This is a genomic window from Myroides profundi, assembly GCF_000833025.1.
Classification (GTDB): Bacteria; Bacteroidota; Bacteroidia; order Flavobacteriales; family Flavobacteriaceae; genus Flavobacterium; species Flavobacterium profundi_A.
This window is the reverse complement of record NZ_CP010817.1, coordinates 2,586,894-2,610,953: the sequence shown is the minus strand read 5'-3', so window position 1 is coordinate 2,610,953 and position 24,060 is coordinate 2,586,894. Positions and strand designations below refer to the sequence as shown.

17 protein-coding genes are annotated in these 24,060 nt (G+C 33.4%); 16 read left to right on the top strand and 1 reads right to left on the bottom strand.

What is annotated here, in order from left to right:
- Positions 1–641: 641 nt before the first annotated feature.
- From MPR_RS11465 to MPR_RS11420, 9 genes are all read left to right on the top strand, one after another.
- Entirely contained in the window at positions 642–1,316 is a 675-nt protein-coding gene (locus MPR_RS11465) for a hypothetical protein (protein WP_041892731.1), read from the top strand.
- A 426-nt stretch (positions 1,317–1,742) separates the two neighbouring features.
- Positions 1,743–3,179 carry a multidrug transporter subunit MdtD gene (gene mdtD, locus MPR_RS11460; RefSeq protein ID WP_041892729.1) on the top strand — a complete coding sequence of 479 codons (1,437 nt, stop codon included), beginning with the start codon at positions 1,743–1,745 and terminating at the stop codon, positions 3,177–3,179.
- Positions 3,180–3,186: 7 nt separating this feature from the next.
- Positions 3,187–3,672 (top strand): GNAT family N-acetyltransferase, encoded by a 486-nt coding sequence (locus MPR_RS11455; protein WP_041892727.1) that lies wholly within the window; start codon positions 3,187–3,189, stop codon positions 3,670–3,672.
- 283 nt (positions 3,673–3,955) lie between these two features.
- Positions 3,956–4,894, top strand: coding sequence for a ParB/Srx family N-terminal domain-containing protein (locus tag MPR_RS11450; protein WP_041892725.1), 939 nt, complete (start codon positions 3,956–3,958; stop codon positions 4,892–4,894).
- A gap of 790 nt (positions 4,895–5,684) precedes the next feature.
- Complete coding sequence (locus tag MPR_RS11445) at positions 5,685–10,139, top strand: YobI family P-loop NTPase (protein WP_041892723.1); 4,455 nt, start codon at positions 5,685–5,687, stop codon at positions 10,137–10,139.
- A 153-nt stretch (positions 10,140–10,292) separates the two neighbouring features.
- The gene (locus MPR_RS11440; protein WP_041892721.1) at positions 10,293–13,139 is read left to right on the top strand and encodes a DUF6493 family protein; all 2,847 of its coding nucleotides are present in this window, start codon (positions 10,293–10,295) and stop codon (positions 13,137–13,139) included.
- 736 nt (positions 13,140–13,875) lie between these two features.
- Complete coding sequence (locus MPR_RS11435) at positions 13,876–14,385, top strand: hypothetical protein (protein WP_041892719.1); 510 nt, start codon at positions 13,876–13,878, stop codon at positions 14,383–14,385.
- Positions 14,386–14,556: 171 nt separating this feature from the next.
- A complete protein-coding gene (locus MPR_RS11430) occupies positions 14,557–14,790 on the top strand; it encodes a hypothetical protein (protein ID WP_041895451.1) in 234 nt (77 codons plus the stop codon).
- Between the two features lie 380 nt (positions 14,791–15,170).
- Complete coding sequence (locus MPR_RS11420; protein WP_041895448.1) at positions 15,171–15,899, top strand: CPBP family intramembrane glutamic endopeptidase; 729 nt, start codon at positions 15,171–15,173, stop codon at positions 15,897–15,899.
- Positions 15,900–16,376: 477 nt separating this feature from the next.
- On the opposite strand, the gene MPR_RS11415 is transcribed toward MPR_RS11420, so the two are convergent.
- The gene (locus tag MPR_RS11415) at positions 16,377–18,506 is read right to left on the bottom strand and encodes a TonB-dependent siderophore receptor (RefSeq protein ID WP_041892717.1); all 2,130 of its coding nucleotides are present in this window, start codon (positions 18,504–18,506) and stop codon (positions 16,377–16,379) included.
- Positions 18,507–18,727: 221 nt separating this feature from the next.
- Here MPR_RS11415 and MPR_RS11410 point away from each other — a divergent pair, with 221 nt between their 5' ends.
- The 7 genes from MPR_RS11410 to MPR_RS11380 all read left to right on the top strand — a co-directional run bounded on the left by MPR_RS11410 (position 18,728) and on the right by MPR_RS11380 (position 23,524).
- The gene (locus MPR_RS11410) at positions 18,728–19,210 is read left to right on the top strand and encodes a hypothetical protein (RefSeq protein ID WP_041892714.1); all 483 of its coding nucleotides are present in this window, start codon (positions 18,728–18,730) and stop codon (positions 19,208–19,210) included.
- A 12-nt stretch (positions 19,211–19,222) separates the two neighbouring features.
- Positions 19,223–19,783: an SMI1/KNR4 family protein gene (locus MPR_RS11405; RefSeq protein ID WP_041892712.1), complete on the top strand. Its 561-nt coding sequence runs from the start codon at positions 19,223–19,225 to the stop codon at positions 19,781–19,783.
- Between the two features lie 193 nt (positions 19,784–19,976).
- Positions 19,977–20,837, top strand: coding sequence for an alpha/beta hydrolase (locus MPR_RS11400; RefSeq protein WP_041892709.1), 861 nt, complete (start codon positions 19,977–19,979; stop codon positions 20,835–20,837).
- Between the two features lie 154 nt (positions 20,838–20,991).
- A complete protein-coding gene (locus MPR_RS11395; RefSeq protein WP_235280441.1) occupies positions 20,992–21,690 on the top strand; it encodes a hypothetical protein in 699 nt (232 codons plus the stop codon).
- A 55-nt stretch (positions 21,691–21,745) separates the two neighbouring features.
- Positions 21,746–22,639 (top strand): AraC family transcriptional regulator, encoded by an 894-nt coding sequence (locus MPR_RS11390; RefSeq protein WP_041892705.1) that lies wholly within the window; start codon positions 21,746–21,748, stop codon positions 22,637–22,639.
- A gap of 128 nt (positions 22,640–22,767) precedes the next feature.
- A complete protein-coding gene (locus tag MPR_RS11385; protein WP_041892702.1) occupies positions 22,768–23,076 on the top strand; it encodes a hypothetical protein in 309 nt (102 codons plus the stop codon).
- Between the two features lie 73 nt (positions 23,077–23,149).
- Positions 23,150–23,524 carry a hypothetical protein gene (locus MPR_RS11380; RefSeq protein ID WP_041892699.1) on the top strand — a complete coding sequence of 125 codons (375 nt, stop codon included), beginning with the start codon at positions 23,150–23,152 and terminating at the stop codon, positions 23,522–23,524.
- Positions 23,525–24,060: the final 536 nt, after the last annotated feature.

Sequence of the window (24,060 nt, the reverse complement as noted above, 5' to 3'; positions counted from 1 at the left end):
ACAAACCTACTTTAAGTAAAAACGGATAATTGTATCTTAGCCCAAAATAGATACTATGAGCTGGAGTGCAGAACAGGTGTACACTATTGCGAATACCACAGTAATAGAACGCTTGCAACAAATAGAAGAATTAAGACAAGGATTATTCAATATAGATACTTTTTATTAAATATTTGATTTTATTATTTTAGTATTGTTTTTTTTAATTATTTTTAACTAAAAATGTTTAAACAAATAAAAAGACTGTTAATATGTTTAGTGTGAAAAGAAATATTCCTATTATAGTATCTTTAGTAGTTATAATGTGTTTATGTTTATTTTTATTGATTAATAAATTAAGTACAATATCTATAGTTGAGAATGTTTGGAAGTTTTTTTTAGGCGGTATAGGTTTTATTATACTATTTTCAATAAGTTTATTTTTTATTCTTAAACTTATTAAATCTTCTAAATAAAAACTACTTTGAATAGAAAAAAACCAGGCAATATGCTTGGTTTTTTAGTTAATAATCTAATACTAATTTATTCTATATATTGCTTATTCTCTTCTCATCTATAAAGCAAAGGATTACCAAGACAATTTTTAACAAACCTACTTTAAGTAAAAACGGATAATTGTATCTTAGCCTAAAATAGATACTATGAGCTGGAGTGCAGAACAGGTGTACACTATTGCGAATACCACAGTGATAGAACGCTTACAACAAATAGAAGAATTAAGACAAGGATTATTCAACATAGATACACTAGAAAAGGGAATTAGAAGCGAATGGACCAAAGAAATCTTCTTTGAGAATGAGCATCATGAACGAAAGCATATTAAACACAGTTTACCACAGGATGGACTATTCGTTATTAATCCTTCTATGAGTAGAACAGCCTATGATGATGAGCATAATGCGTTCTATGAAAGTTATGCTGAATACAAAAAGAACAAATGGCAATTCATAGAACATATAGAGATTGCTCCCATGGTATTGTCTTTGAACCTTACATTAGAACAGTGTAAGTTACTCGCTTTCTTACAACAGTTAAATGAAGAGACGAAACAACCTTTCGTGTACTATAAGTGTGAGATGTGGGGAGGGGATATAGATGAAGAAATAGCAGTGGTCTTCGATGGAGAGATAATGGTGTATTACTTTGATGAATTGACAGGGGAGTATAAACAGATGATTGGTGCCGAAATAAAAGAATTAGAAGATACTACCGCTTTACAGAAAGGGCTAGAGGCTATCGGATTGGTCTTGCCAACGCATTTCTTTGCACTTCATGAGACTTCTTTTGATTGGTATCCTTATCGAATAGTTTTGTAAACAAACCTTTTGACTAGTATATTTAGCCCTATTAAACAGTATAAATCAGCTATTGTAAAGTAGAATTGCTTAGGCCTGTTTATTTATCAGTTGTTCAGGGTTAAAGTTTTACTAAATTATACAAATGAACTTCAACTAAATTCGTTGTATAAAAAATAAGATATACTTCTATTCGGTACATTAATTGATGTAATGCTATGATTTTGTTGTTAGAGCTGAGGTCTTTTTGTAATTTCTTTAGACCGAACTTGTCATAGGACAACTGAGGGAATAGATTGGATTATTTATATTTGTTTATCATCGTGATAGTAACTTTATATAGTGTATAAGAGCATTGTATTGTATTCATTTTACCTCGTGGCCTATCTAAAGTTAACTCTACTACAACAGCGATGATGAATTAACTAATCTTAGTATTACAATATTATGGAAATAGGGATCGTTGAAGACCCAAAGGTAAAAAAGTATTTACCTTGGCTTGCTGCGTTAGCTATATTTATGCAGGCATTAGATGGTACTATCCTAAACACAGGATTGCCCTCTATCGCTAGAAGTTTAGGAGAGTCACCCTTAGAGATGCAGAGCGTTATCGTATCGTATACCTTGACAGTAGCCCTGTTAATCCCTTTAAGTGGATGGTTGGCAGACCGCTTTGGTACACGTAATATGCTGATGTTAGCCATTGGTATCTTTACCTTAGGATCCTTATTTTGTTCTATAGCCAATACCTTAGATCAACTCGTTTTGGCTCGTATTTTCCAAGCCATAGGAGGATCTATGTTAGTACCAGTAGCAAGGTTAATACTGATTTATGCCTATCCAAAAGATCAATTACTAGGTATCATTAACTTTATCACCATACCCGCATTGATAGGGCCAATGTTAGGGCCTACTGCAGGAGGTTTTTTAGTAGAGAAGTTCTCTTGGCATTGGATATTCTTGATTAATCTACCTGTCGGCATTGTCGCTATGGTTTGGGCAAGAAAAGTTGTTCCTAATTTTACCAATACAGTTGGCAAATTTGACTTAAAAGGATGGCTACTAATCAGTGGAGGATTGACCACCATTACGCTGATTATCGAACGATGGAACTCTCCCCAATTTACAGCAATGACCCTAATGTTATTAGGAGTACTAACCATTATCTGCGTATTAGGATACATACGATACGCACAGAGAACTACTAAAGCCCTTATCAGATTAAGCTTATTAAAGATAAAAACATTAAGAGTAGGGCTAATAGGTAATCTAGTTACTCGATTTGGAGTAGGGGGAATGCCTCTGATGGTACCACTATTACTACAAGTTGGCTTTGGATATTCTGCCTTCTTTGCAGGGTTAATGATGATACCACAGGCAGGAGCCAACCTTGTTTTTAGAAACTTTGTCATCCCTATTGTACGCAAATTCGGATATAGAAATACATTGATTGTCAATACAATATTGACCGGAATAATCATCTCTTGTTTCTTCTTTATCAATAAAAATACCCCAATGTGGATATTGGTGATCTTGATGATTTGCAACGGAGCATTTAATGCAGTACAGTTCACTTCTATGAATACCATAGCATTAGCAGATTTAGACAATGATACTTCAAGTGAGGGAAACACCTTATTATCCGTTACCCAACAGTTAGCCATAAGTTTAGGGATATCTATCTCAGCGATGATCTTAGTGATGTTCCAAAATAGCAGTATTGGGACAAATGATCAAGGAATAGACGTGTTTAGATACACCTTTTTAGTCATGGGAATTATCACCATCTTATCTAGTCGTGTATTTGCAAGATTAAGTGTAGAAGCAGGAGCAAGCCTAGTCGAAAAAAGAGAATACAAAGAACCAAAACAACAAACAAATTAACGATACCATGGACAGATTATATTTTAGACCACTAGTCATAGAAGATAAAGAACAATTATTATACATCTACTCTGATAAAGACGCAATGCAATACAGAGGGAGTAAACCTCTTGAGACCATAGAAGAAGCAGAGAATATGGTGCTTCAAGCTCATAAAGAATGGGACAGTAGAACCAAAATGAGAATGGCTGTGATAGAGAGAGATAGAGAGGTATTAATCGGAACTGCGATGTACTTCTTCGAATCTCCTACAGCTGTAGAAATAGGCTTCTCTATAGGAAGAGACTTCTGGAAATATGGTTATGGACAAGAGGGAACAGAGGGCTTAATGGAGTATATCAAGGCTAATGAACCTGAGGTAACTACTATCGTGGGCATCGCTCGTAGTGGAAACGAAAAGTCTCTAAAGATGATGGCAAATATCGGTTTCGTAGAAGTATCAGATTACGAGGTAGAAGGGAAGAGAAGGTTTGAGTTAATGGTTAACAGTTAACGGTTTACAGTTTACAGTTTTTGCCTTCGGTAATTAGGATAGCATATCATGTAGAGACGCATTATTATGCGTGTCACACAATCTAAGTACTTAATGTTTTATGTTCCGCTTGAATTATCAAATGTTTGTCTTCGGCAATTAGGATAACATATCCTGTAGAGACGCATTATTATGCGTGTCACACAATCGTTATCACGTTTTGTATTGCAGTGCGAAGTCTGGAGACTTCACACCCATTTCAATAAAAACACCTTACCTTTACTACCACAATAAAATACACCCCATGAAATATTATTGGAAAGATATTACAGATGAACATCAACAATGGAAAGCATTAGAATTAAACGTAGAAGGATTAACACCTCCTACAATGCAATTATTGAGTGGTTCGAATTGGAAGATGAAGTTGGTCTGTGAAGATAAACCAGTGATGTGGGGACTGATCAGTAGAGACTTCTGTGATATAGGATTAGTAAGAACTTTCGAAGAAGAGAGTAGACTGATTAAGAATATCAATTCCCAAGAAGTAGAGAAGCGCAAAGAGCTATCAACTGAAGAAAGACTAAAGTCGTGGTCTCGCTATTTTGCGGAAGAAATGGTGTCGTCAGATAAGCACTTCTTTTATGACTCTATTTGGCTTTTTGAAGGATATAAAGACTTTGCCTCACCACCTAATTATGGAACGACTGTAGCTACAGAAGATGACTTTGACGCCTTTACTTATGCCTCTTGGGATAGAGAGTTGTTATACTCACGCCAAGTAGATGAATACTCAGGTCGTCTAAAGTGGTGGCGCAAGAAAGCGATAGAGGGAACACTACCGCCTATATTTGCCTGGTATATCCCCTCTCTTGGAGGTTATTGGATTATAGATGGCAACTATAGATTAAGAGCTGCTATCTTAGAAAAGAAAGAAATCCCAGTAGTATTAGCCTATTCAGGAGAGTATAAAGAAGCTATTATGAACCCTGATTATCAGCGAGGAATATTACACTCTTTAGCTAAATCAGAAGGTAAACCCGTAAGTCCACAAACAGCAGCGTCCATGAATCAGCATTTGGCTCAGGCTTTTGACGATAGACCTTATTTCCAACAGAAGACAGTAGCCCGAGTAAAGATTAAGTCTAATGAAGAGTGGCTCTCAGAGGTAACGGATTATCTCGAAAGTATCGATTATCCAGATAGAGAGAAGTATATTAATCAGTTACAAGATGAACTGTAATGTTAATTAGGAATTTAAAATTAGGAATTAGGAATGTGTGCCTTCGGCAAGGAGAGGATCACTATACCTTGTATACTACGTCTTTCTGAGCCTGCGAAGAATCCCATCCTGTCGGCACACAATGGTAGGGATGTATTATATACATCCTCACAATACCCCGTATGCTATGTCCCTCTGAGCCTGCGAAGAATCCCATCCAATCAGCACACAATGGTAGGGATGTATTACATACATCCTCACAATACCCGTATGCTATGTCTTTCTGAGCCTGCGAAGAATCCCATCCTATCAGCACACAACAGTAGGGATGATTACATCCGCAGTATAATCAAGCATATTTTTACTAAAAACACACCTTAATTCCTCTAAAAAACCCATAATCTACCTTAATAAGCTATAATTATAAGCTGTTTTTAGTCTATAAAACCTCTTTTAGCCTCTTATTCATTAAAAAAGGATAGCTTTTTATTTTTATATGTTGCTTATAGTTAGATGCTTATGTTTATATTGAATAAAAATGTAAAATAATAAACCTATCCTAACCCCAGTAAATACACTTCATAGAGTGATTTCCTTCAACACTTCTTCAACATTTCCCCAAGAATGCTCTAGTTAAGAGGTTGTTTGTTGAAGGAATCTTGAAGAGCTGTTGTAGCGGTATTGAAGAAGTAGGTGTTATGAGGAGGGAGAGAGAAGAGGATGATGACTAAATAAAAGTCTTGTTTTACGGAATACCATATTATAGATTAATAAGGGTGTAGTATATTAGTATTCTTAAAATATACTAACGATGGGAGAAATTATTACTAAGACAAAGAGGGTTATTGTAAATAATATAAATATAAAAAGAATTTTTAGTGCTTTTATTGATAAACATTATGCTAAGGTTACAAAGTTAAAAGAACCAGATGAAACAATTGGTTTACATTCTTTATCCCCAAGTATTTTACGAGAACCTGAAAATAGTACATCTAAGATTTATGTAGATGGTTTATTTTGGGGTATATGTAATAAAGATATTAAGAATATTGCTTTAATGGGAAGTTATGGTACAGGTAAGAGTAGCATTATAAAAACATTGAAGTCAATTAAAAAAGACGAATTACCAGTGCATATTACAGTTTCTTTAGCAACATTTGAAGTTGATGAAGAAGTGTCAACTGCTATTACTAATGAGCAAATTAGTATGAATATTGTGAATCAAATATTGTATTCTAAAAAGAAAAGCGACTTATCAGAATCAAGATTTAAAAGGATAGAATATTTATCTATAATTGAAAAAGTATGTTATTCTGTAATATTACTATTCTTTGTATATAGTTTTTGTTATATATTTTTACCTGAAGTGAATGATCAAGTAGCCTTCTTACCGCATTTGGGGATATTTACAGATTTATTTTTCAGAACTATTTTTATTAGTGGTTTGGGTATATTAATTTGGAAATCAATTTCATTTTTAATAAATATAAGAATATCGAAAGTATCTCCTACAAGTATTGAAATTAGTTCTAAAGAAAATACAGAGAATATAAATGCTTTAGATAAATATTTTGATGAAATTCTTTACTTTTTTCAAGCTACTAAAACCAAAGTAGTATTTATAGAGGACCTAGATAGATTTCCTAATTCTTTGAGAGTATTTACTAAGCTAAGAGAGTTAAACTTCTTATTAAATCAATCAGAAGACTTGGATGGGAATATTACATTTATTTATGCAGTAAAAGACGATATCATATCTAATCACAATAATAAAACTAAGTTTTTTGACCTTATAATATCAATTGTACCCTATATAAATTATAGTAATTCTCGAGATATATTTAAAAAGAAGATTCTTGAAACAGACAGCACTTTAGGAAGCAGTGAAGAATTAATTGATTTAGTTAATTTGGTGTCTAAATATATTGAAGATACAAGAACAGTATTAACTATTATCAATGATTATTTGATTATGAGCCAGTCACTTGGGATGGTTTTAGAAAGTGAAAATATAATACAGTCGACAGAGGAAGATGAATCAGCTATGGATGCAGAGTCAGTGGCAACAGAGGAAGATAAATCAGATATAGAAGTAGTGTCAGTGGCAATAGAGGAAGATAAATCAGATATAGAAGTAGAGTCAATGGCAACAGAAGAAGATAAATCAGATACAGAAGTAGAGTCAGTGGCAACAGAAGAAGATAAATCAGATACAGAAGTAGAGTCAGTGGTAGCAGAAGAAGATAAACCAGATATAGAAGTAGAGTCAGTGGCAACAGAAAAAATGGGTCTAGCAACAAAAGAAAGTATCGATAAGAAAATAAAGTTTCTAGCATTTGTTATTTATAAAACTCTCTATCCGCAAGATTTTTCTTTACTACTACAAAGAGATGGAGTCTTATTTAGTTTCTTTAGTAGTAAGCCCGAACTTCTAAATAAAATAAGTAAAAATGATAGAGATAATTTAAATGAACTAGAGAATGATTTAGCTCATTTAGAAAGCAATAAAAACGATTCTTTAAAGGACTTGGTTGAATTAAGAAGAGTGTTCATTAGTGGACTACTAGAGTATTTTGATTATAATCAAGAAGAAGTGAAAAAAAGTTTTAATATTTCTAACCTTAATGACCTATTAGAAAAAGAAACTTTCGAAGAAAAATTTATTGATTTTAATATAAGTTACTGGAATTCATATAGGTTTGGAAATTTAAAGTTTAGTGATATTGAAAAAAAAATTAATGTAAATTATCAAGATAGGTATGATAAAATAATTTTATTAGATGAAATAAAACTAAAAGAAGGCGAAATAAGAGAAATTAAAAAGAGAATAGAGGAGTGTGAGACATTAACAGTTAAAGATTTGTACTTAACTTATGGGGATGTAGTTAGTGTGTATTTAAAAGAAAAAATAAGTCTATTTACTAAGAATAATCAGAAAAACGAGCAACAAGACACGGGTAAGGTAAATTTAGATAAAGACAAGGATAAAGAAAATTATAAAGTCTTAGCATTACTTTTGGAAGAAGGATATATTAATGAAAGTTTTATCCGTTATGTCTCTTTTAATCATGGAGAAGGAGTATTATCAATTGAGGATGATAAATTTTTAGATAAGTTTGATAATAATTTGAATGATTTTACTTACAACGTAAGTAACCCAAAAGTTTTGTTACAAGACTTATCTAAACATCATTTTAAGCAATTTACAATACTTAATCAATCATTACTTCAAGAGATATATGGAGTTAATAGTAAAAAGTATATTAACTATAAATTTGCTTTAATGCAGGCATTTAGTCATTATTTTCACCAAATAGCAAAAGAGTTTTTCAAAGAAGATGTACAATATTTATTGGGTATATGGAATGATTTAATAGGCTACTCTGTTTACAATACAATTTTGACGAATAAAGAACTTGGTCAAGAAGAAGTAGTTAAACTATTGAATGGGTTAAGTAATTCTTCAAAAGATATGTTGGATAAATTAAAAACGGATGAGTTGTTTAGAAAATTTATCTGTGATGAAAACAATAATTACTTGAATAAAATAGACAGTGATACATTTAAAAAAATTGTAGTAGGGTTAGACTATATTATTCAAGACTGTAGTTTAATAGAAGATAATAAGAAGTTGGGTGTAGTAGTAAAGAATAATACTTACTTATTTGATGTAAATAACGTTGAATATTTAGTTAGTAATGTCGGTGATATTTTAGATGCTTATGAAGCATATTCATTAACTAATGTATTGGATAACGATAAAAACGTGATGTTTAGAGAATCTTATCTGAAACAAGCCAATGGAAAGATTAGTGAAAATAAGTATATAAAGGAATATATTGAAAGGTTAGAGAAGAACACAGATGAAATTAAAGAGTCACAAGATATTGTAGTCAATAATTTGTTTATGCCAGAACAAGGAGAATTGACTGATAATGAATTAGATATAGTATGTTCTAAAGTTCATTTTAAAATAGCAGATATTACATCATTGAATTGGAGAAATAGCTTTAAATTATTACTATTTAAAGATCGTATAAAAATGTCATGGTCAAATTTAGAGGATTATTTTAAGAGAAGCAATTTAAAAGAGTTTGACGAATCTCTTGTAACATTTGTTCAAAAGAATTTAGATAAAGAAAGTGCAATATCTGGCTTTGATAGTATTGATAATGATATTTTTAAATATGCTTTAGTTAATTCTAAAGTTAAAGATAGTATCGTTTTAAGGGTATTAGAAAAATCTAATTTTATACTCAAGGATCTAACAAGAATAGTGTTTGATAATAAATATCTTATAACAGAGATTATAAAACTTAAAAAGATTGATTTTAGTAAGGATGTTTATAGACAGTTAGATGAAGAACAGAGATTGCTTTATTTGTTATGTAATGTAAAAAATAAAGAAGATGTTATTACATTAAATCTAGATTATAGGTTAATAATATCTCCGTTAGCAAATATATGCAATAATAAGTATCCTTATTTTAGTGAGAATTATTCAGAGGAGTCAAAATTAGTTTATACTATACTTACAGAACATTTAATCACTCACTATGCAACAGATATTAATTTTGGAGATAATGAAATAGCAGAAAATGTTTATAAGGCTCTTGAAGATAATATCGATATTGAAACAGTAGAGATTGATCAATACGATTATCTATTAAATAATATTTTGTCTTCAGGAATTTCAAAAGTTACTATGAAAAAGTTTTTAGAGTTTTTCTTGAGTAAGACATCAGATGAAAAAATAGAAGAGTATTGTAAAAGAGATGTTGAAGTAGCTTTTAATTATTTAGATATATTAATTGATGATAGGAGTTTAGGTTTAATACATTCTGTCGTAAAGACTATCGTTGATGATAACTATAAAACAGTTTTAACACCTACTCAGATACATGAATTAATAAGAATTCTTAATAAATGTCCTTTAACAGGAAATGTTATTAGTTCTTATGATTTGAAACGTTTTTTAGAAAATCAATTAGTAGATAAAAATATAGATTTAAATATCAAATCAGATTTAATTTTATCTTTAGAGAAATATATGGATAATGATGATTTGATTGCTTGTTTAGAATTCTTTGATCTACCTATTAACGATATAAAAGTAAAATCATCATTTGTAACAAAGTATATTGAGGAGAAAAAAAGGTTGTTATATACATTAAGACTTAGATTAGGAATTAAGACTATAACTGGGGTTAAGTCAGAAGATGAAAAGGATTATCAAATAAAGGTTGAATTTAACACTGAAGATTAAAGAATAGAAAAACGAGTGCACAGCACTCGTTTTTCTATTTAAACCCCTTTATTCCGTTATTTAATTTAGGTTGTAAAATTGTATCTTTCGGTCTTGAAAGTGAGATTATAAAAACACAGCATACCAAAACAACAAAACCACAAGAGAATCGCTATGAGTAAAGATATATTTTATACTGAATTAGAAGAATTTGTAAGAAAAGGAAATACTAGAAGATTACTTCTCTTACTTAAGGAAACCCCTTTAGAGGAAAGGCTTAAGTACACTAAGAAGATTTCTAAGCTAGGGAAATACTATCAAGAGTATGTACCAGAAGAGGGCAATAGGAATTCATATGGATATAGAGGAAATAGTGAGCAGCGATCAGCTGTAAGTGTGGCGGTATTGGCTTGTTGTACATATAAAGATTTTACGGGAATATGGATTATTAGTGAGGAGGAGTTTAAGCAAGTATTGGATTGGTATGTGCCTGATTGGTTAGGTGATTATATCAATGATTCGGCTAGAGAAGGATGGGTGAGAGCGCCTTTTAACGAGATAGGCTATTTATATGAGTCTTATAAGAAAGGAGTGTTTAAGACCCCATTGACAGAGGCTACTTGGGCGACTGTGATGGTCAATGCAAGTAAGGTTGAATTATTTGATCAATACCCTGAGTTGTTAGAGAAGGAGTTTTGGTATTTGTTTGACCATGAAGTGAACATTAATTACTACTCATGGGATGAGGTCATCGCTACATTAATAGAGCAAGGACGATTAGATAAACAACGCATTGTACAGACTGCTATTCAAGGAGCATTGACTCATACGAATCAAGCGTTGTGTGGATGGAATGTGAATTTGTTAAGTAAATTGTCTCTTGCTGATCATGAGATCTTGTCGTTTCAGGAGGATATCTTCCAATTGTTGAATAGTTCATTGTCTAAGGTGGTCAATGAAGCATTGGACATCTTGTTTAAAATAGCAAAGGACAAGGCTTTTCATGTAGAGGCTTTTGTCAATAGTCTGCCTATATTAATGAGTAGTACCGTTAAGGCTACGATTAATAAGGCGATGCGTATCGTGGCTGTATTGGATAAAGCACATCCTACCTATAAGGAGGCAAGTGCTGTTGCTATCGTAGGGGCTTTGCATATACAGGATCAAGCGATGCAGACTAAAGTAGCGAAGCAAATCGTGAAATATGCTCAACCTAATGAGGAGTTTGCAGTGCAATTAGAAGCTTATCAAGAGATGATGATGAGTGAGACGAAGACGTTGTTTAGTGGATATATGAGTGTGCAGGAGAGTGTAACGCTTGCGGAGGCTGTAGAAGAGGGAGAAGCGGAGTTAGTACCTATTCAGGCTATTGCGACAGTAGAAGATTTGATTTTCCATTGTTCGGCTTGGAAGACCTTGGAGAGTGACTACGCCTTTGAGCAAACCATAGATGCGATTATTAGACTTCAAGGAGAATTAAAAGCAGAACACATCGATCAGTTACTACCTGCTTTTGATAAAGTGTTTAAGACCTTTAAAGATTTGTGGTCAACGAGTACGATACAGAACGCTATGGCTTTTTGGCTGTTAGAGTGGGCGCGTATGTTGATTGCAGATCCTACTATAGAGACTACAGCATTAGACAAGTTGTATCACAAATATGCTAATGCAGAGATATATACCAATAGTGGAATCACGCTAGGAGAGGTAAAGTTAGAGGCAAGTAATCGATTTAGTTATTACTATGCTGCTCTGCGCCCTTATCTGACGGTTTATTACTACAGTTTACAATTGGTAAAAGAGAAGCGTATTTTCCCAATATTGAGTTTGCCTACACATGAGCCTTTTTATATAGATAGTAGGGTATTGGTAGATCGATTAGTAGCTTATCAAAAAGAGGGAGAATTAGTAGATGCAGTGGATTTACAGATTGCATTAGCACGTATAGATAAAAATACAGAAGAGGCTGGGTTGACACTAGCTCAGCAACAACTAAAAGGGGAGTTGCTAGCGATATTTGAGTTTTATTTAGGTAATGGAGAGGTAAAAGAAGAGTCAGCAGATTACTATGATATATGGAGAGCAGCGGCAGCGTTAAAGTACCCTCATCAACCCTTAGAAAGCTTGACGAATGAGCGCTATACCAAAGAGCAACAAGAATACTGTGCGGGTTGGTTAGGAAACTGGGAAGTGATAGAAGAGTCTCATACGTATAAGGATTGGGATCATAAAACGAAGACGCAGATAGACAAGGTATTTACGCATAAGAAACTGAAGTTTGAGCAGATACCGTATGATATTAATTTGTCTTTAATCTTTAGCCGTATTAATAAAGCGATGCCAAAGACAGAGGTAGGTGATCGTATGGAGTCTGCAAATCTAATGGGCTTGATCATGTACCAGATTAGAGATACTAAAGTGAATTTAAACGAGTCTTTATTGGCTATTAACCCTAGACAGTTAGATCCTATTTACTTAGCTGTGGTAGAGAAATGCCTGCATTATGGTGGTAGTGCTACCTTCGAAGTGGCAGAGAAGAAATTGCTTCAAGGGATGTTTACGTATCTGTTGCAAATGAATAATGTGGTTTTCTCAGAGCAGTTCTACTTGTTCTTTGGGCTTGCATTGATATGTGATGATAAGGTAACGCGTGCTTTCGTAGCAGAATATTGGATCAAAGAGGCACTTCGCCTAGATCAACAAAAAGTAGGTCATATCATCGGTAAAGTAGAGGCGAAAGAATATGTGACGATTAAGCGTTTGACTGATTCTATACAAGGGTTTATGATGAATGTGAGTGTGCAGCATAATCAAGCATTGCAGTTATTCATAGAGAGTATTTTAGAGCAATTAGGAGCTAGTCCTATTAAAGGTCTGAAGACTTTATTAGAGCAGTATGTAGAGGTACTTCATGCAAATAACGCTAAGGTGACTAATCCTACAGTTATTGCCTTAATAGAGGAGTGGAGTAAGGTTAGCGCTACGAAGAAAATAGCAGTGACGCTACGCTCTTTTAATTAGGAATGTTCTCCCTTCGGGGAATTAAGAATTTAAAATTAGGAATTAAGAATTGTTTGCCTTCGGCATGGGGTATACACGGCACAGATTTCAAATCTGCGCCAACGCAGTAGAGACGTCAATATTTTGCGAGTCACATTCTGTTGGAACACAACGGTTATGTATATGGCACGGATTGCAAATCTGCGCCAACGCAGGTATTGTGGTTGCTGTGACGTGATATTCTGTGTGGATATACATGGCACGGATTGCAAATCCGCGCCAACGCAATGTATCGAAAGGTATATTTACGTAATAAATATAAAGTAGAGACGTCAATATTTTGCGTGTCACATTCTGTTGTCACACAACGTTATGTATATGGCACGGATTGCAAATCCGCGCCAACTTAAGCCAACGTAGGTATTGTGGTTACTGTGTCGAAATGTATATTTATGCAATAAATATAAAGTAGAGACGTCAATATTTTGCGTGTCACATTCTGTTGGCACACAACGGTTATGTACACGGCACAGATTGCAAATCCGCGCCAACATAGTAGAGACGTCAATATTTTGTGAGTCACATTCTGTTGGCACACAATGTTATGTACATGGCACGGATTTCAAATCTGCGCCAACGTAGATATTGTGGTTGCTGTGACGTGATATTCTGTGTGGATATACATGGCACGGATTGCAAATCTGCGCCAACGTAGTAGAGACGTCAATATTTTGATTATCAGTATAAAACGAATGATATGAGTCTAAGAAGTGAAATAGCTCCTCAAATGAAGGTAGCAGAAGAGCGTTATCCTATAGTGCTAAAAGCTGTATCAGGATATACTGACTTCTGTGATGAGTATGGAGATGAAGACTTTATTGAGTATAAAAGAGTAGAGGGTGAGTTACATCAGCTGACTGGGAAAGATATGTCTAGGTATGATTTATGGGAGTATTGGGAAGGAGAAGGGGCAGAAGTGTTAGCCTTTAGAATAGCATTACCTGATCCTTTAGTAGTAAAGGATATTAGCAGAGAAGAGATAACTGAGATAGTGACTATTCTCAAGGTATTTGATGTTTCTGAAGAGACAGAAGAAGTTACTTTTGAACAGCAGTTTACGTGGTATTTAGATGAGTATTATTACTCTTTTTTGAAGCTAAACTGTGCTAAGTATTCTTATAAACTCTTTATGCGTAATAAGAATAAGCAAGGAGAGTATTTTGAATATTCTATAGAAGAGACTGTAAATGAATTAATGAAGAAATAAACGAAAGCCTCAAGTGATTGAGGCTTTTGGTTTATTAAGTATTTTGATTTAGAGAGGAATAGATTAAAATTTTAGAATTAAAAAGTATTAAAATTTATAGTTAGAATTATTATTAAGTGTATTTTTGTATAAGGTGATGATTATGAGATTGTTTTATTAAAAATGAAAGATATGGTTAATAGCACATTACAGTCAGAAAGAGAAGAGTTGATAAACTCTCTTTTACAAGTAAAAGATATTTCTCTTATTAGAAAAATAAGGGAGATACTGAGGCATGATGAGCAATTACCTGCTGTAATGTCTGTGGAGGAACTAAGAAAAGAGGTTCTGTTAGGTGTAGAAGAAGTTAGGAGTGGTTATGGTATTAAACAAAAGGACTTCTTTGAAGAAATGGATAAATGGTAGAGGTAATTTGGTCAAAAATAGCAATAACAAGAGTAAAGGAAATTCATTCTTATTATAAGTTTAAGAGTCAAAAGGCTGGAGATAAAATAATACAAGATTTTAAGTCAGCTACTAATGCATTAAGTTAGTTTCCTGAAATGGGAACTTTAGAACTAACATTAGCTGATGGCTCAGTAAATTATAGATATATCTTGGTTAGAAATATTTATAAAATAATCTATTTTATAGAAGCGTGTACGGTTTTTATCGTTACTATTTGGGATTGTAGACAAGAGAAGAATTACATTTAAAAAATAATGAATAACAAAAAAAGCCTCAATCACTTGGGGCTTTGTTATTTTATACGAATATGTTATTTTAGAAGAACTAAATTAATGACCATGACCATAGTTATACTTGAAGCACTAATGCAAGTAGGGGTATTACTTCCTTTTATGATCTTGTTTATGAAAGATAGGAGCAAAAAAGATTTTATGCGCATTGGGATCTTTTGTTTTGTATTTGTGCTTTATAGTTGTGCATTGATGTTAGGACAGGTCTCTGAGAGCTTTCGTATTATCAATGGCAGTTGGAATTGGAGTGGGAAGGTCTATGGTACTATATGGGGAGTGATTTGTTATTTTGCTTTTCGCTCTTACTTTAAAGAACACAATTTCTTTAGGCTGAAGCAAGCACCTGGTAGTCAAAAGGGAGTTTGGCTAGTGACTGTAGGTATTATCTTATTAGCTGTAGTAGCTTGGTGGTTTGCTGGTAGTGGAGGAGAGTGGAATATAGAGACTTTAGCCTTTCAACTTACGATGCCTGGCATAGATGAAGAGATTATGTTTAGAGGGATCTTGATGGGGTTATTATTGTCTTCTTTAAGAATGAAGGTGAGGTATATAGGGAATCTGAGTAACTTGATTATAGCTGTATTGTTTGGTTTTGTTCATGCTTTTGCACTTTCAAAAGAGTATGTAGTGTCTTTTGATACAGTTTATTTTGTACAGACTGCTTTTGCAGGGTATGTTTATGGATGGATAGTTATCAAGAGTAGAAGTGTGCTGTTTCCTATACTAGCACATAACGGGAGTAATTTTTTTGGGACGTTGACGATGATGATAAAATAGGTATGGCGTATTAATTAAGAATTTAAAATTAGGAATTAAGAATTGTTTGCCTTCGGCATGGGGTATACACGGCACAGATTACAAATCTGCGCCAACGCAGTAGAGACGTCAATATTTTGCGTGTCACATTCTGTTGGCACACAACGTTATGTACATGGCACGGATTGCAAATCCGCGCCAACGTAGTAGAGACGTCAATATTTTGCGTGTCACATTCTGTTGGCACACAACGGTTATGTATATGGCGCGGATTGCAAATCCGCGCCAACGCAGTAGAGACGTCAATATTTTGCGTGTCACATTCTGTTGGCACACAATGTTATGTACATGGCACGGATTTCAAATCCGCATCAACGCAGTAGAGACGTCAATATTTTGCGTCTCACGTTCTGTTGGCACACAACGGTTATGTACATTGCACAGATGACAAATCTGCGTCCATACAAGTTACAAATCTGCGCTAACACAAGGAGTCTCTTAAAATATTTTATAGTTTAGAGATAATGATACAGTTCTTAGACCTTGAGGGTTAACTGTGGAGTTGCCTGTGAAATGTTTTTTGTTTGTAAGATTGTCTATTTTTAATATTGCATTGAATTTTTTCCAATCATAACCGATGGCTGTATTGTAGATCGTGTAACCTGGTAACGTGAATACTCCTAGGGTAGAGCGGTTGATTGTTTTTTGTTCGCTTACTGAGTTTACTCCTATTCCAAAGCTTAGGTTTTTGAATATGCCTGATTGTAATTTATAGTTGGTCCATAGGTGGAATAGATTAGCAGGTCCTGCTTCTTCTGGTCTGAAACCAAGGTTGCCATCAGCAGGTAAGGATTTGGTTACTACATTATAGTTATGACTAAATCCTGTGATAATATCCCATCCTGGAAGAGGTGTTCCTGTCAAACTAAGTTCTATTCCTTCACTTTTGACTTTCCCGCCTTGTGTAAAACTGTTTAAAGAGTTTAGGTCTGTCATTAGTTTATTGGTCACTTTTATGTGGTAGTAGCTTATCGTTGCAGATAATTTATCACCTAATAGATTTGTTTTTGCACCTATCTCGAATTGGTTTGCTTGTTCTGGATCAAAAGGTTGAATGGTTTTATTGGTTCCGTCTGGATCAGAGATAATAGCAGGATCTAGGAATACGAAACCATTTAGATAGTTAGCAAAAAGTGCTAGTTTATTTTGGATAGGTTGATAGACTAATCCAAATTTAGGAGAGAGGGTAGTCTGACTCGTCTTTTGATCGTTTACTGTTGAAGTACTTCCTTCTAGATAGTCAAATCTTAAGCTTGCCATGAATGAGAAGTTAGGAAGAATATTAGTTACATTAGATACATAAGAACTGAAGGTCTGCGTCTTCGCTTTGTTATGTATATAATTACTCGTTGATAGAGCATTGTCAATAGCTGTTTTCGATAAATCTCCTGTGTCAGACTGATTGATTAAGGAGATGATACCGTGCTCTATATAATCACCATCTATACTAGAAAATTCTTTAGATAAATAGTCTAATCCGAATAATATAGTGTTGTCTAATGAACCAATATTATACTTACCTGTTATATTCTGTTGGATACTAAATATATTGGTTTTTGAGTCTATTTTAGAGACATAACGAGCGAACTCATCTGTGGTACCAATGTCTTCAAATAGTAGGTCATATCCCTTACTCTGTGCGTTGTTTTTATTGATAATGGTATTGGATGTCCAGTTGTTATTGATTTTATATTCTAATTTGGCTTGTGCTGTAAATGTTGGATTTTTTAAGGTTAATTCGTTACTAGTGTATGCTTTTTTGTAATTAGCCTCAAATAGGTCTAATGATTCAAAACTTACAGGCATATATCTAGATATAAAAAACATCGGGGTATTAGCTCCTTCATTAGCCTTGTACTGAAAGTCAACGTATAGTTTTAGTTTTTCATTAATATTGTATTGGACAGATGGGGCTACAAAGAAAGACTCTTTATAGCCAGCATCTTGAAAAGCATGTTGTTTGTGATATGCTGTGTTTAAACGTATAAAAAGCTTTTTATTAATAGGGGTATTGATGTCTAGTGCTACTCGATTAAGATTATTTGACCCACCAATATAGTTGACTTCACCCCCTAATTGTTCGTAAGGTTTTTTGGTTATTACATTGATTAATCCACCATAAGAGACCACATTACCTCCATAAAGTGTTCCGTTCGGACCTTTGACTACTTCGACTTGTTCAATATTAGCAATGTCTAATGTGTTATTAGTAAAGCTAGGCATACCATTAAGTAAGTTAGGCTGGAATGCAAACCCTCTCATCGTATAATATTCTCCTCCAGTGACTCCTACACCTGTTGATTCCCATACTCGCACTAGTCCTGTAGCATTCTGTAATACGTCTTTTATGTTAGTCGCTACTTGGTCTTTAGCTGTCTGATATTTGATAATGTCATAAGACTGAGGGTTCTCAATATAAGTGAGGGGCATTTTAGATGAAAAACCTTTTTGTTGTTGGGTAGTGGTGATCACTACTTCATTTATTTTTTGGTTGCTTAAAGTGTCATTTGACTGTGCAAACAAGGATGTATAACAGCATAGTGATGCTATTAAAAAAAGGTGTTTCATTACTTAAGTGTTGTGTTGTTTTTGGCGTGTAAATATAAGATAATAAAAGAGTGTACAAATTGAGAATAACTGATTTAAATATATTTACTAGATATTTAGGTTGATTCTATGGTCTCCAGCGAGCGCAATATTGTTTTTATACTATAAATAAGAGTTGAGATGGATGTATTGTATTGATAAAAAGCTAATTTTGTCATTAGAAGATAATGTGAATAGATATTATGGAAAAAGAAAGTAAAGTGAATGTTGTTCTTTTTGATCAGGCAGTTGAGCTGTTAAGCAAAGAGCATGAACTAATCAAATGGCCGTTAACAAAGACAGCGGAAGGTAATTTTATCAAGAACTTCGGTGAGGAGATAGGGGCTTTTTTTATTAGTCATTCATATCGTTCAGGGTGGCGTTTTGGTATCAACACTTTTGATCAGGTATTTCATTTACATAAAGTGAACTTCAAAAAACACAATAGAGACATCTATAAGCAAGGGTACTATATTATAGGTACAGGTCTTCACGAGGATTTGATTGTTCTTAATCTGAATACTGCGACACTAGGATATGTAAGTTCTGAAGCGTTCTACAGAGGAGAAGCGGAGGTAGATATTAATGTATTGTTTAAAGATACAGGATTAGATATTGGGACATTTTATTATCGATCTATAACTGAGGAGGATAGTTTTTATCGCTGTGCAGAGGATGTAAGGTAAATTGTTTGTAATATGAAATTGTTTGAAATAGAAGAAGTAAGTGTCTTTCTCGAAAAGAAATTTGCTGATGTTGATAAAGATATTATCTCAGAACTATTATTAATACCTTATAAAGGAAGTAAAGAAGAAGTTTTAAGGTTAAAAGAGTACTTAAATATTGCTATTTTGCCAGAAGAATTTGAAGATTTTATAATGAGATATAATTTAGGAAACTTAACCTTGGCTAATATACAATTTGGTAGTGGAGGAAATTATATTAATAGGTTAATAAACCTCAATAATAAAGATAACTATTGGTATCAAGATTGTTTAAGTATAGATGCTATGGTTGTTGGTTTGGGAGATCCTTATACTATACTTCTATCTTTAAAAGAGGGAGTTGTTTATGTTGTCTCTTCTGAAATATCTTTTGATGATAAAGTTATAGTAGCCCCTTCATTTGATAGTTTTATTCAAGGGTTAGGTACTTCTGTATATGTTAAAGAAAGTGGTAAGGAAGAGTCTTTTTTATCTTTAATAGAAAATGAATTTGGTGTTAATACACGTTTTTTTTGGGAAGAAATACTTTATTAAAGCTTTTACATAGAGATTATAAATTTAGTAATTGTCTTAATTATACTAATAGATGTTCTAATAATACAAAAAGATAAATAATCTTCATTTTATCTTGTTAATACTATACTGTTTAAGGGTGTTTTGGTATAAAAAAACTTTTGTAGCTCAATGATTTATTTATCTTTGAAGCCAACAAATTAACTAACCAAACATGATAAATATAAAAGCATTATTAGTAACGGGTATGTTACTACTAGGCGTATCTGGTATTAGCCAAACGAATAGTAAACCTCTTACATTCGGAACAACAGATCAACTACATTCTACTATCCTAAGTGAGGATAGAACGATTAATATCGTTTTGCCACCAGATTATAATGCGAATGATACTATTAAGTATCCTGTCGTATATATCTTAGATGGAGGGGTGGAAGAGGACTTTATACATCTGGCAGGGTTAGTGCGTTTTAATTCATTACCTTGGATAGCGCGTTTTCCTAATTCTATTATCGTAGGGATAGAGACGATCAACCGTAGAAAGGATATGACTTTCGCAGTAGATAATTTAAACTTCGTGGAGAAAGCAGGCTTTAGTAAAGATATGTTTCCAGAGTATGGTAGAGCAGAGGCTTATACGGCATTTTTAGAGTCTGAATTGATTCCATATATAGAGAAGAATTATAAAGGAAGTAGTACTCGTACTGTGATAGGAGAGTCGCTAGCGGGGTTGTATTCTACGTATGTATTAGAATATCATCCTTATCTATTTACAAACTATATCATTATCAGTCCTAGTCTATGGTGGGGTGATGAGAAACTATTAGACAAGACACATACGTGTCTGATAGAGAAGATAAAACAACCTGTGAATGTATATGTAGGGGTGCCTAATAAGGAAGAGGATGTGAAGATGTATGAGTATGGGGAACAACTATATAAGACACTTCAAAAGAACAAGAATATCAAGTCTCACTTCGATTATCTATCTCAAGAAATACACTCAACAGTGATCCATCAGGCGGTGAATAACGCATTTCAAAAGTTATATCCAAATACGTATTTCTCTAAGTAAGAGCATATAAATAGACTAAAGCTACTCGATAAGGGTAGCTTTTTTTATGGGATATTGTGTTGAAATACTTATCTTTAGTTTTTTGTAATTGATAGTAATTATGGTGAGATATTGTTTTTTAGTTTTATTTGTGTTGGTGGCGTCTGGCAATAGTATGGCTCAGAGTTACGACAAAGTATATATAGAAAAAAAGGATGTAGATGTAGACAATACTATCTATAAGGTGGGACGTACTTTTTATTATTCTTATAAGATTCAAAACAAGGAAGGAGATAGTTTATTTATAGATGCAAAGGATGCAGAGAACTTGACTTCTGTTAAAGATGAGGCACTGCCTGATCAGTTTAAAATGGAGGTTATAGCTCCTGAAAAGGGTAAAAGAACGAATAAAAGACAGACTGAAATAAGATATAGCTTTGAACCTATGACTGATTTTAGATCTTCAACAGGATTGGTAGAGAATGAACAGAATGTATGGTTACACCCAATACGTTCCCATTTCTTTAAAGCATTAGAGACAGCTCCATTTCCTTATGTTCACTTAGGTAAGTCTGTAGGTTATACTTGGTCAGATCAGATGATTATAGGTGATTCTTGGTCTAATCCAGTGTGGGGAGAATGGAAAGGAAAGCTCTTGTTAGACTATACTTACAGGATAGAAAAACAAGAGATGGTTTCTACAGCTTTAGGAGATTTGTCTTGTCTTAAGGTGGTTTCTACAGCTAAGTCTACTTTAGGGGAAACAGAGTTAGTGTCTTATTTTTCTGAACAATATGGATTTGTGAAGATGGAGTATAAGTTGCTAACTGGGCTAAAAATAGTAATAGACTTAGTAAAAGTAGATGGCTTCTAATGGGATAATAGAGCGTATATCAAGTAGGATTTCTCTATTTTTGTAAATAAAAAAGATGAGTAATGCTGATCAGATACACGACTATACCATAAAAGATATCCTCCGATTATTAGATCAGGAGTATCAGGATAGTGGTATCTATGTAGATGTACAGACTTCTTTTACAGATAATCCTTTAAAACATCCTTATCGCAATGAGAATTATACTTTGCTCTTTGTGACTCAAGGAATGATCACCGTACAGGTAAATCTGATAGAGTATCGATTAGAACCTGGCACTATAACGATTATTCCTCCACAGATGGTTATTCTGTTTAAGGAATTTAGTCAAGACATTAACTTTATTGCTATTAGTTTTGATCGGGCTTTTGCGATAGAGAATACACATACCCAAAATGAGAAGAGTACTTTCGTCTTATTGACCCCCAATACAGTGACTAAATTAGTGCTGAATCAAGAGCAACAAACTTCTTTATTAAGTCTGTGTACTTTACTCAATCATAAGAATATCCAAAAAGGGAAGTCTGCTAATCAAAAAGAAGCTATTAAGCATTTATTTGCTTTGTTTTTATTGGAATTAGTAGATGCAAGTCATTATAATTATAAGGAGTTGAAGAGTAATTTGTCTCGTAAGGAAAGCCTGACTATTCAGTTCTTAGAGCTTCTTCAGCTTCATTTTAAATCAGAGAAATTGGTTCGCTTTTATGCTGATAGGCTTTGTGTCTCTGAGAGTTATTTAGCCAAAGTGATAAAGGAGATTACAGCTAAGACTATTGGTGAGTTAATAGATGATGCTGTAATAGTTGAGGCACAGTTACTTTTAGCTAACTCGACATTGAGTATATCAGAAATAGCAGAATCACTTCACTTTAATACTACTTCATTCTTTGGCAAGTTTTTTAAACGAAAAGTAGGTTATTCTCCTCGAGAATATCGAAAGAGAGTTTGATTATAATATACAATAGGAGTGAATAAGAACAGTTTTGGGTAGTAAATGTTCTTTTTTAAGCCTTTAGTTTGTTTGAACTTTGTCCTGTTTTTATAACATAGGAACGTTTATTGATAAAACAAACTGAAATGAGTAAGCATTATATCACTTGTCAAAAGTGTAAAACAGAGAATGTCAATAGTGATTATTGTACGAATTGTGGAGAGATAATCAATGTGGTTTTACGCCGTCAAATGGAACAACAAAGAGTTGTCAATGAAAGAATACAAAAAGAAGTAAATAGGGAACTTACTAGTTTTGAGAAATTTACTCGTAGAATGTTCAAGCATCCTAATCCTTTTATCAGAGTACCAGCTATGATAGTCAATGCTATATGGGTGGTAGGGGTATCTATTATGGCTGGGATAGCTTATCTTATTGGATTTATAGCAGCATAGTAAGTTGTTTATTTTTTTAAATTAGAATTAGAGGAGCTGTTACAACTTGTAATCGTTCCTCTTTTATACTTGTATGAAGAAAACACTTTTTTATATAGCCTTTGGTATTTCTGTTGTTATCTATGTTTTACAGAAATCTCATATTGTTTTGCCTGCTTGGGTTAATAATTATGTCAATGATTTTCTGACTCTACCGTTGGCATTAAGTATTTGTCAATACATATTGAGGAAGTTAAAGAAGCAGGCAGATCTTCTATTATCTCTATCGCTTATCCTTTTTGTGGCTTTATACTATAGTGTTTACTTTGAGTGGTATTTACCCCAGCACAATCCTCGTTATACGGAAGATTGGTTAGATTGCGTGATGTATTTTAGTGGAGCAGGTGTGTTTTATCTTCTTAATAATACTGTTTTATTTCGCTTTCGAAAAGAGAAATGCTATAAATAGCTAGCTATTATATGTGGATATTTCTTTATTTTGTATAAGTAATAGTTGGGATAAATTCCTAAACATTGATATCTATAAATTCGTCAGTATGTTTTATTATCTCAATCCATTAGTGACCATTATTTCAGTCTTAGTAGTTCAAATATTAGGGTATTTAATCTTCTATAAAAAGGGGATTAAGAGGTGGAGATATGCATTATTTGCTCTTGTTTTTTTCTTATTTCTGATTGTTTTTCCTTCTGTATTTGTCTCAAAATTATATCCAATAGATGAGCTCTCTGGCTCTCGATGTGGTATGGTTGACCTAGGTGTATACCTGTTTTTTTGGTTTATAGGGATAGGAGGAATGCTAGTAATTCATCTGTTATTTTGGGCTTCAAACAAGTTTTTTTGTACTAATAAGGGCTAGAAACTACGCCAAACTAACCTTTCTTTTAACTAGCTTTACTTGTGTTAGTTATCTTTTTTTATATTTAGTTGTATGCTGTATTTTTCTTATTTACAGTGTTTTGTGTAAGTGTGTTGTTTTGATTATG

Coding starts and splice junctions, on each gene's coding strand:
- MPR_RS11395 (WP_235280441.1), top strand. CDS start 20,992: ATGGCTCAGAGTTACGACAAAGTATATATAGAAAAAAAGGATGTAGAT.
- MPR_RS11430 (WP_041895451.1), top strand. CDS start 14,557: ATGGTTAATAGCACATTACAGTCAGAAAGAGAAGAGTTGATAAACTCT.
- MPR_RS11405 (WP_041892712.1), top strand. CDS start 19,223: ATGAAATTGTTTGAAATAGAAGAAGTAAGTGTCTTTCTCGAAAAGAAA.
- MPR_RS11455 (WP_041892727.1), top strand. CDS start 3,187: ATGGACAGATTATATTTTAGACCACTAGTCATAGAAGATAAAGAACAA.
- MPR_RS11465 (WP_041892731.1), top strand. CDS start 642: ATGAGCTGGAGTGCAGAACAGGTGTACACTATTGCGAATACCACAGTG.
- MPR_RS11415 (WP_041892717.1), bottom strand. CDS start 18,506: ATGAAACACCTTTTTTTAATAGCATCACTATGCTGTTATACATCCTTG.
- MPR_RS11420 (WP_041895448.1), top strand. CDS start 15,171: ATGACCATAGTTATACTTGAAGCACTAATGCAAGTAGGGGTATTACTT.
- MPR_RS11390 (WP_041892705.1), top strand. CDS start 21,746: ATGAGTAATGCTGATCAGATACACGACTATACCATAAAAGATATCCTC.
- MPR_RS11380 (WP_041892699.1), top strand. CDS start 23,150: ATGAAGAAAACACTTTTTTATATAGCCTTTGGTATTTCTGTTGTTATC.
- MPR_RS11445 (WP_041892723.1), top strand. CDS start 5,685: ATGGGAGAAATTATTACTAAGACAAAGAGGGTTATTGTAAATAATATA.
- MPR_RS11385 (WP_041892702.1), top strand. CDS start 22,768: ATGAGTAAGCATTATATCACTTGTCAAAAGTGTAAAACAGAGAATGTC.
- MPR_RS11410 (WP_041892714.1), top strand. CDS start 18,728: ATGGAAAAAGAAAGTAAAGTGAATGTTGTTCTTTTTGATCAGGCAGTT.
- MPR_RS11435 (WP_041892719.1), top strand. CDS start 13,876: ATGAGTCTAAGAAGTGAAATAGCTCCTCAAATGAAGGTAGCAGAAGAG.
- mdtD (WP_041892729.1), top strand. CDS start 1,743: ATGGAAATAGGGATCGTTGAAGACCCAAAGGTAAAAAAGTATTTACCT.
- MPR_RS11400 (WP_041892709.1), top strand. CDS start 19,977: ATGATAAATATAAAAGCATTATTAGTAACGGGTATGTTACTACTAGGC.
- MPR_RS11450 (WP_041892725.1), top strand. CDS start 3,956: ATGAAATATTATTGGAAAGATATTACAGATGAACATCAACAATGGAAA.
- MPR_RS11440 (WP_041892721.1), top strand. CDS start 10,293: ATGAGTAAAGATATATTTTATACTGAATTAGAAGAATTTGTAAGAAAA.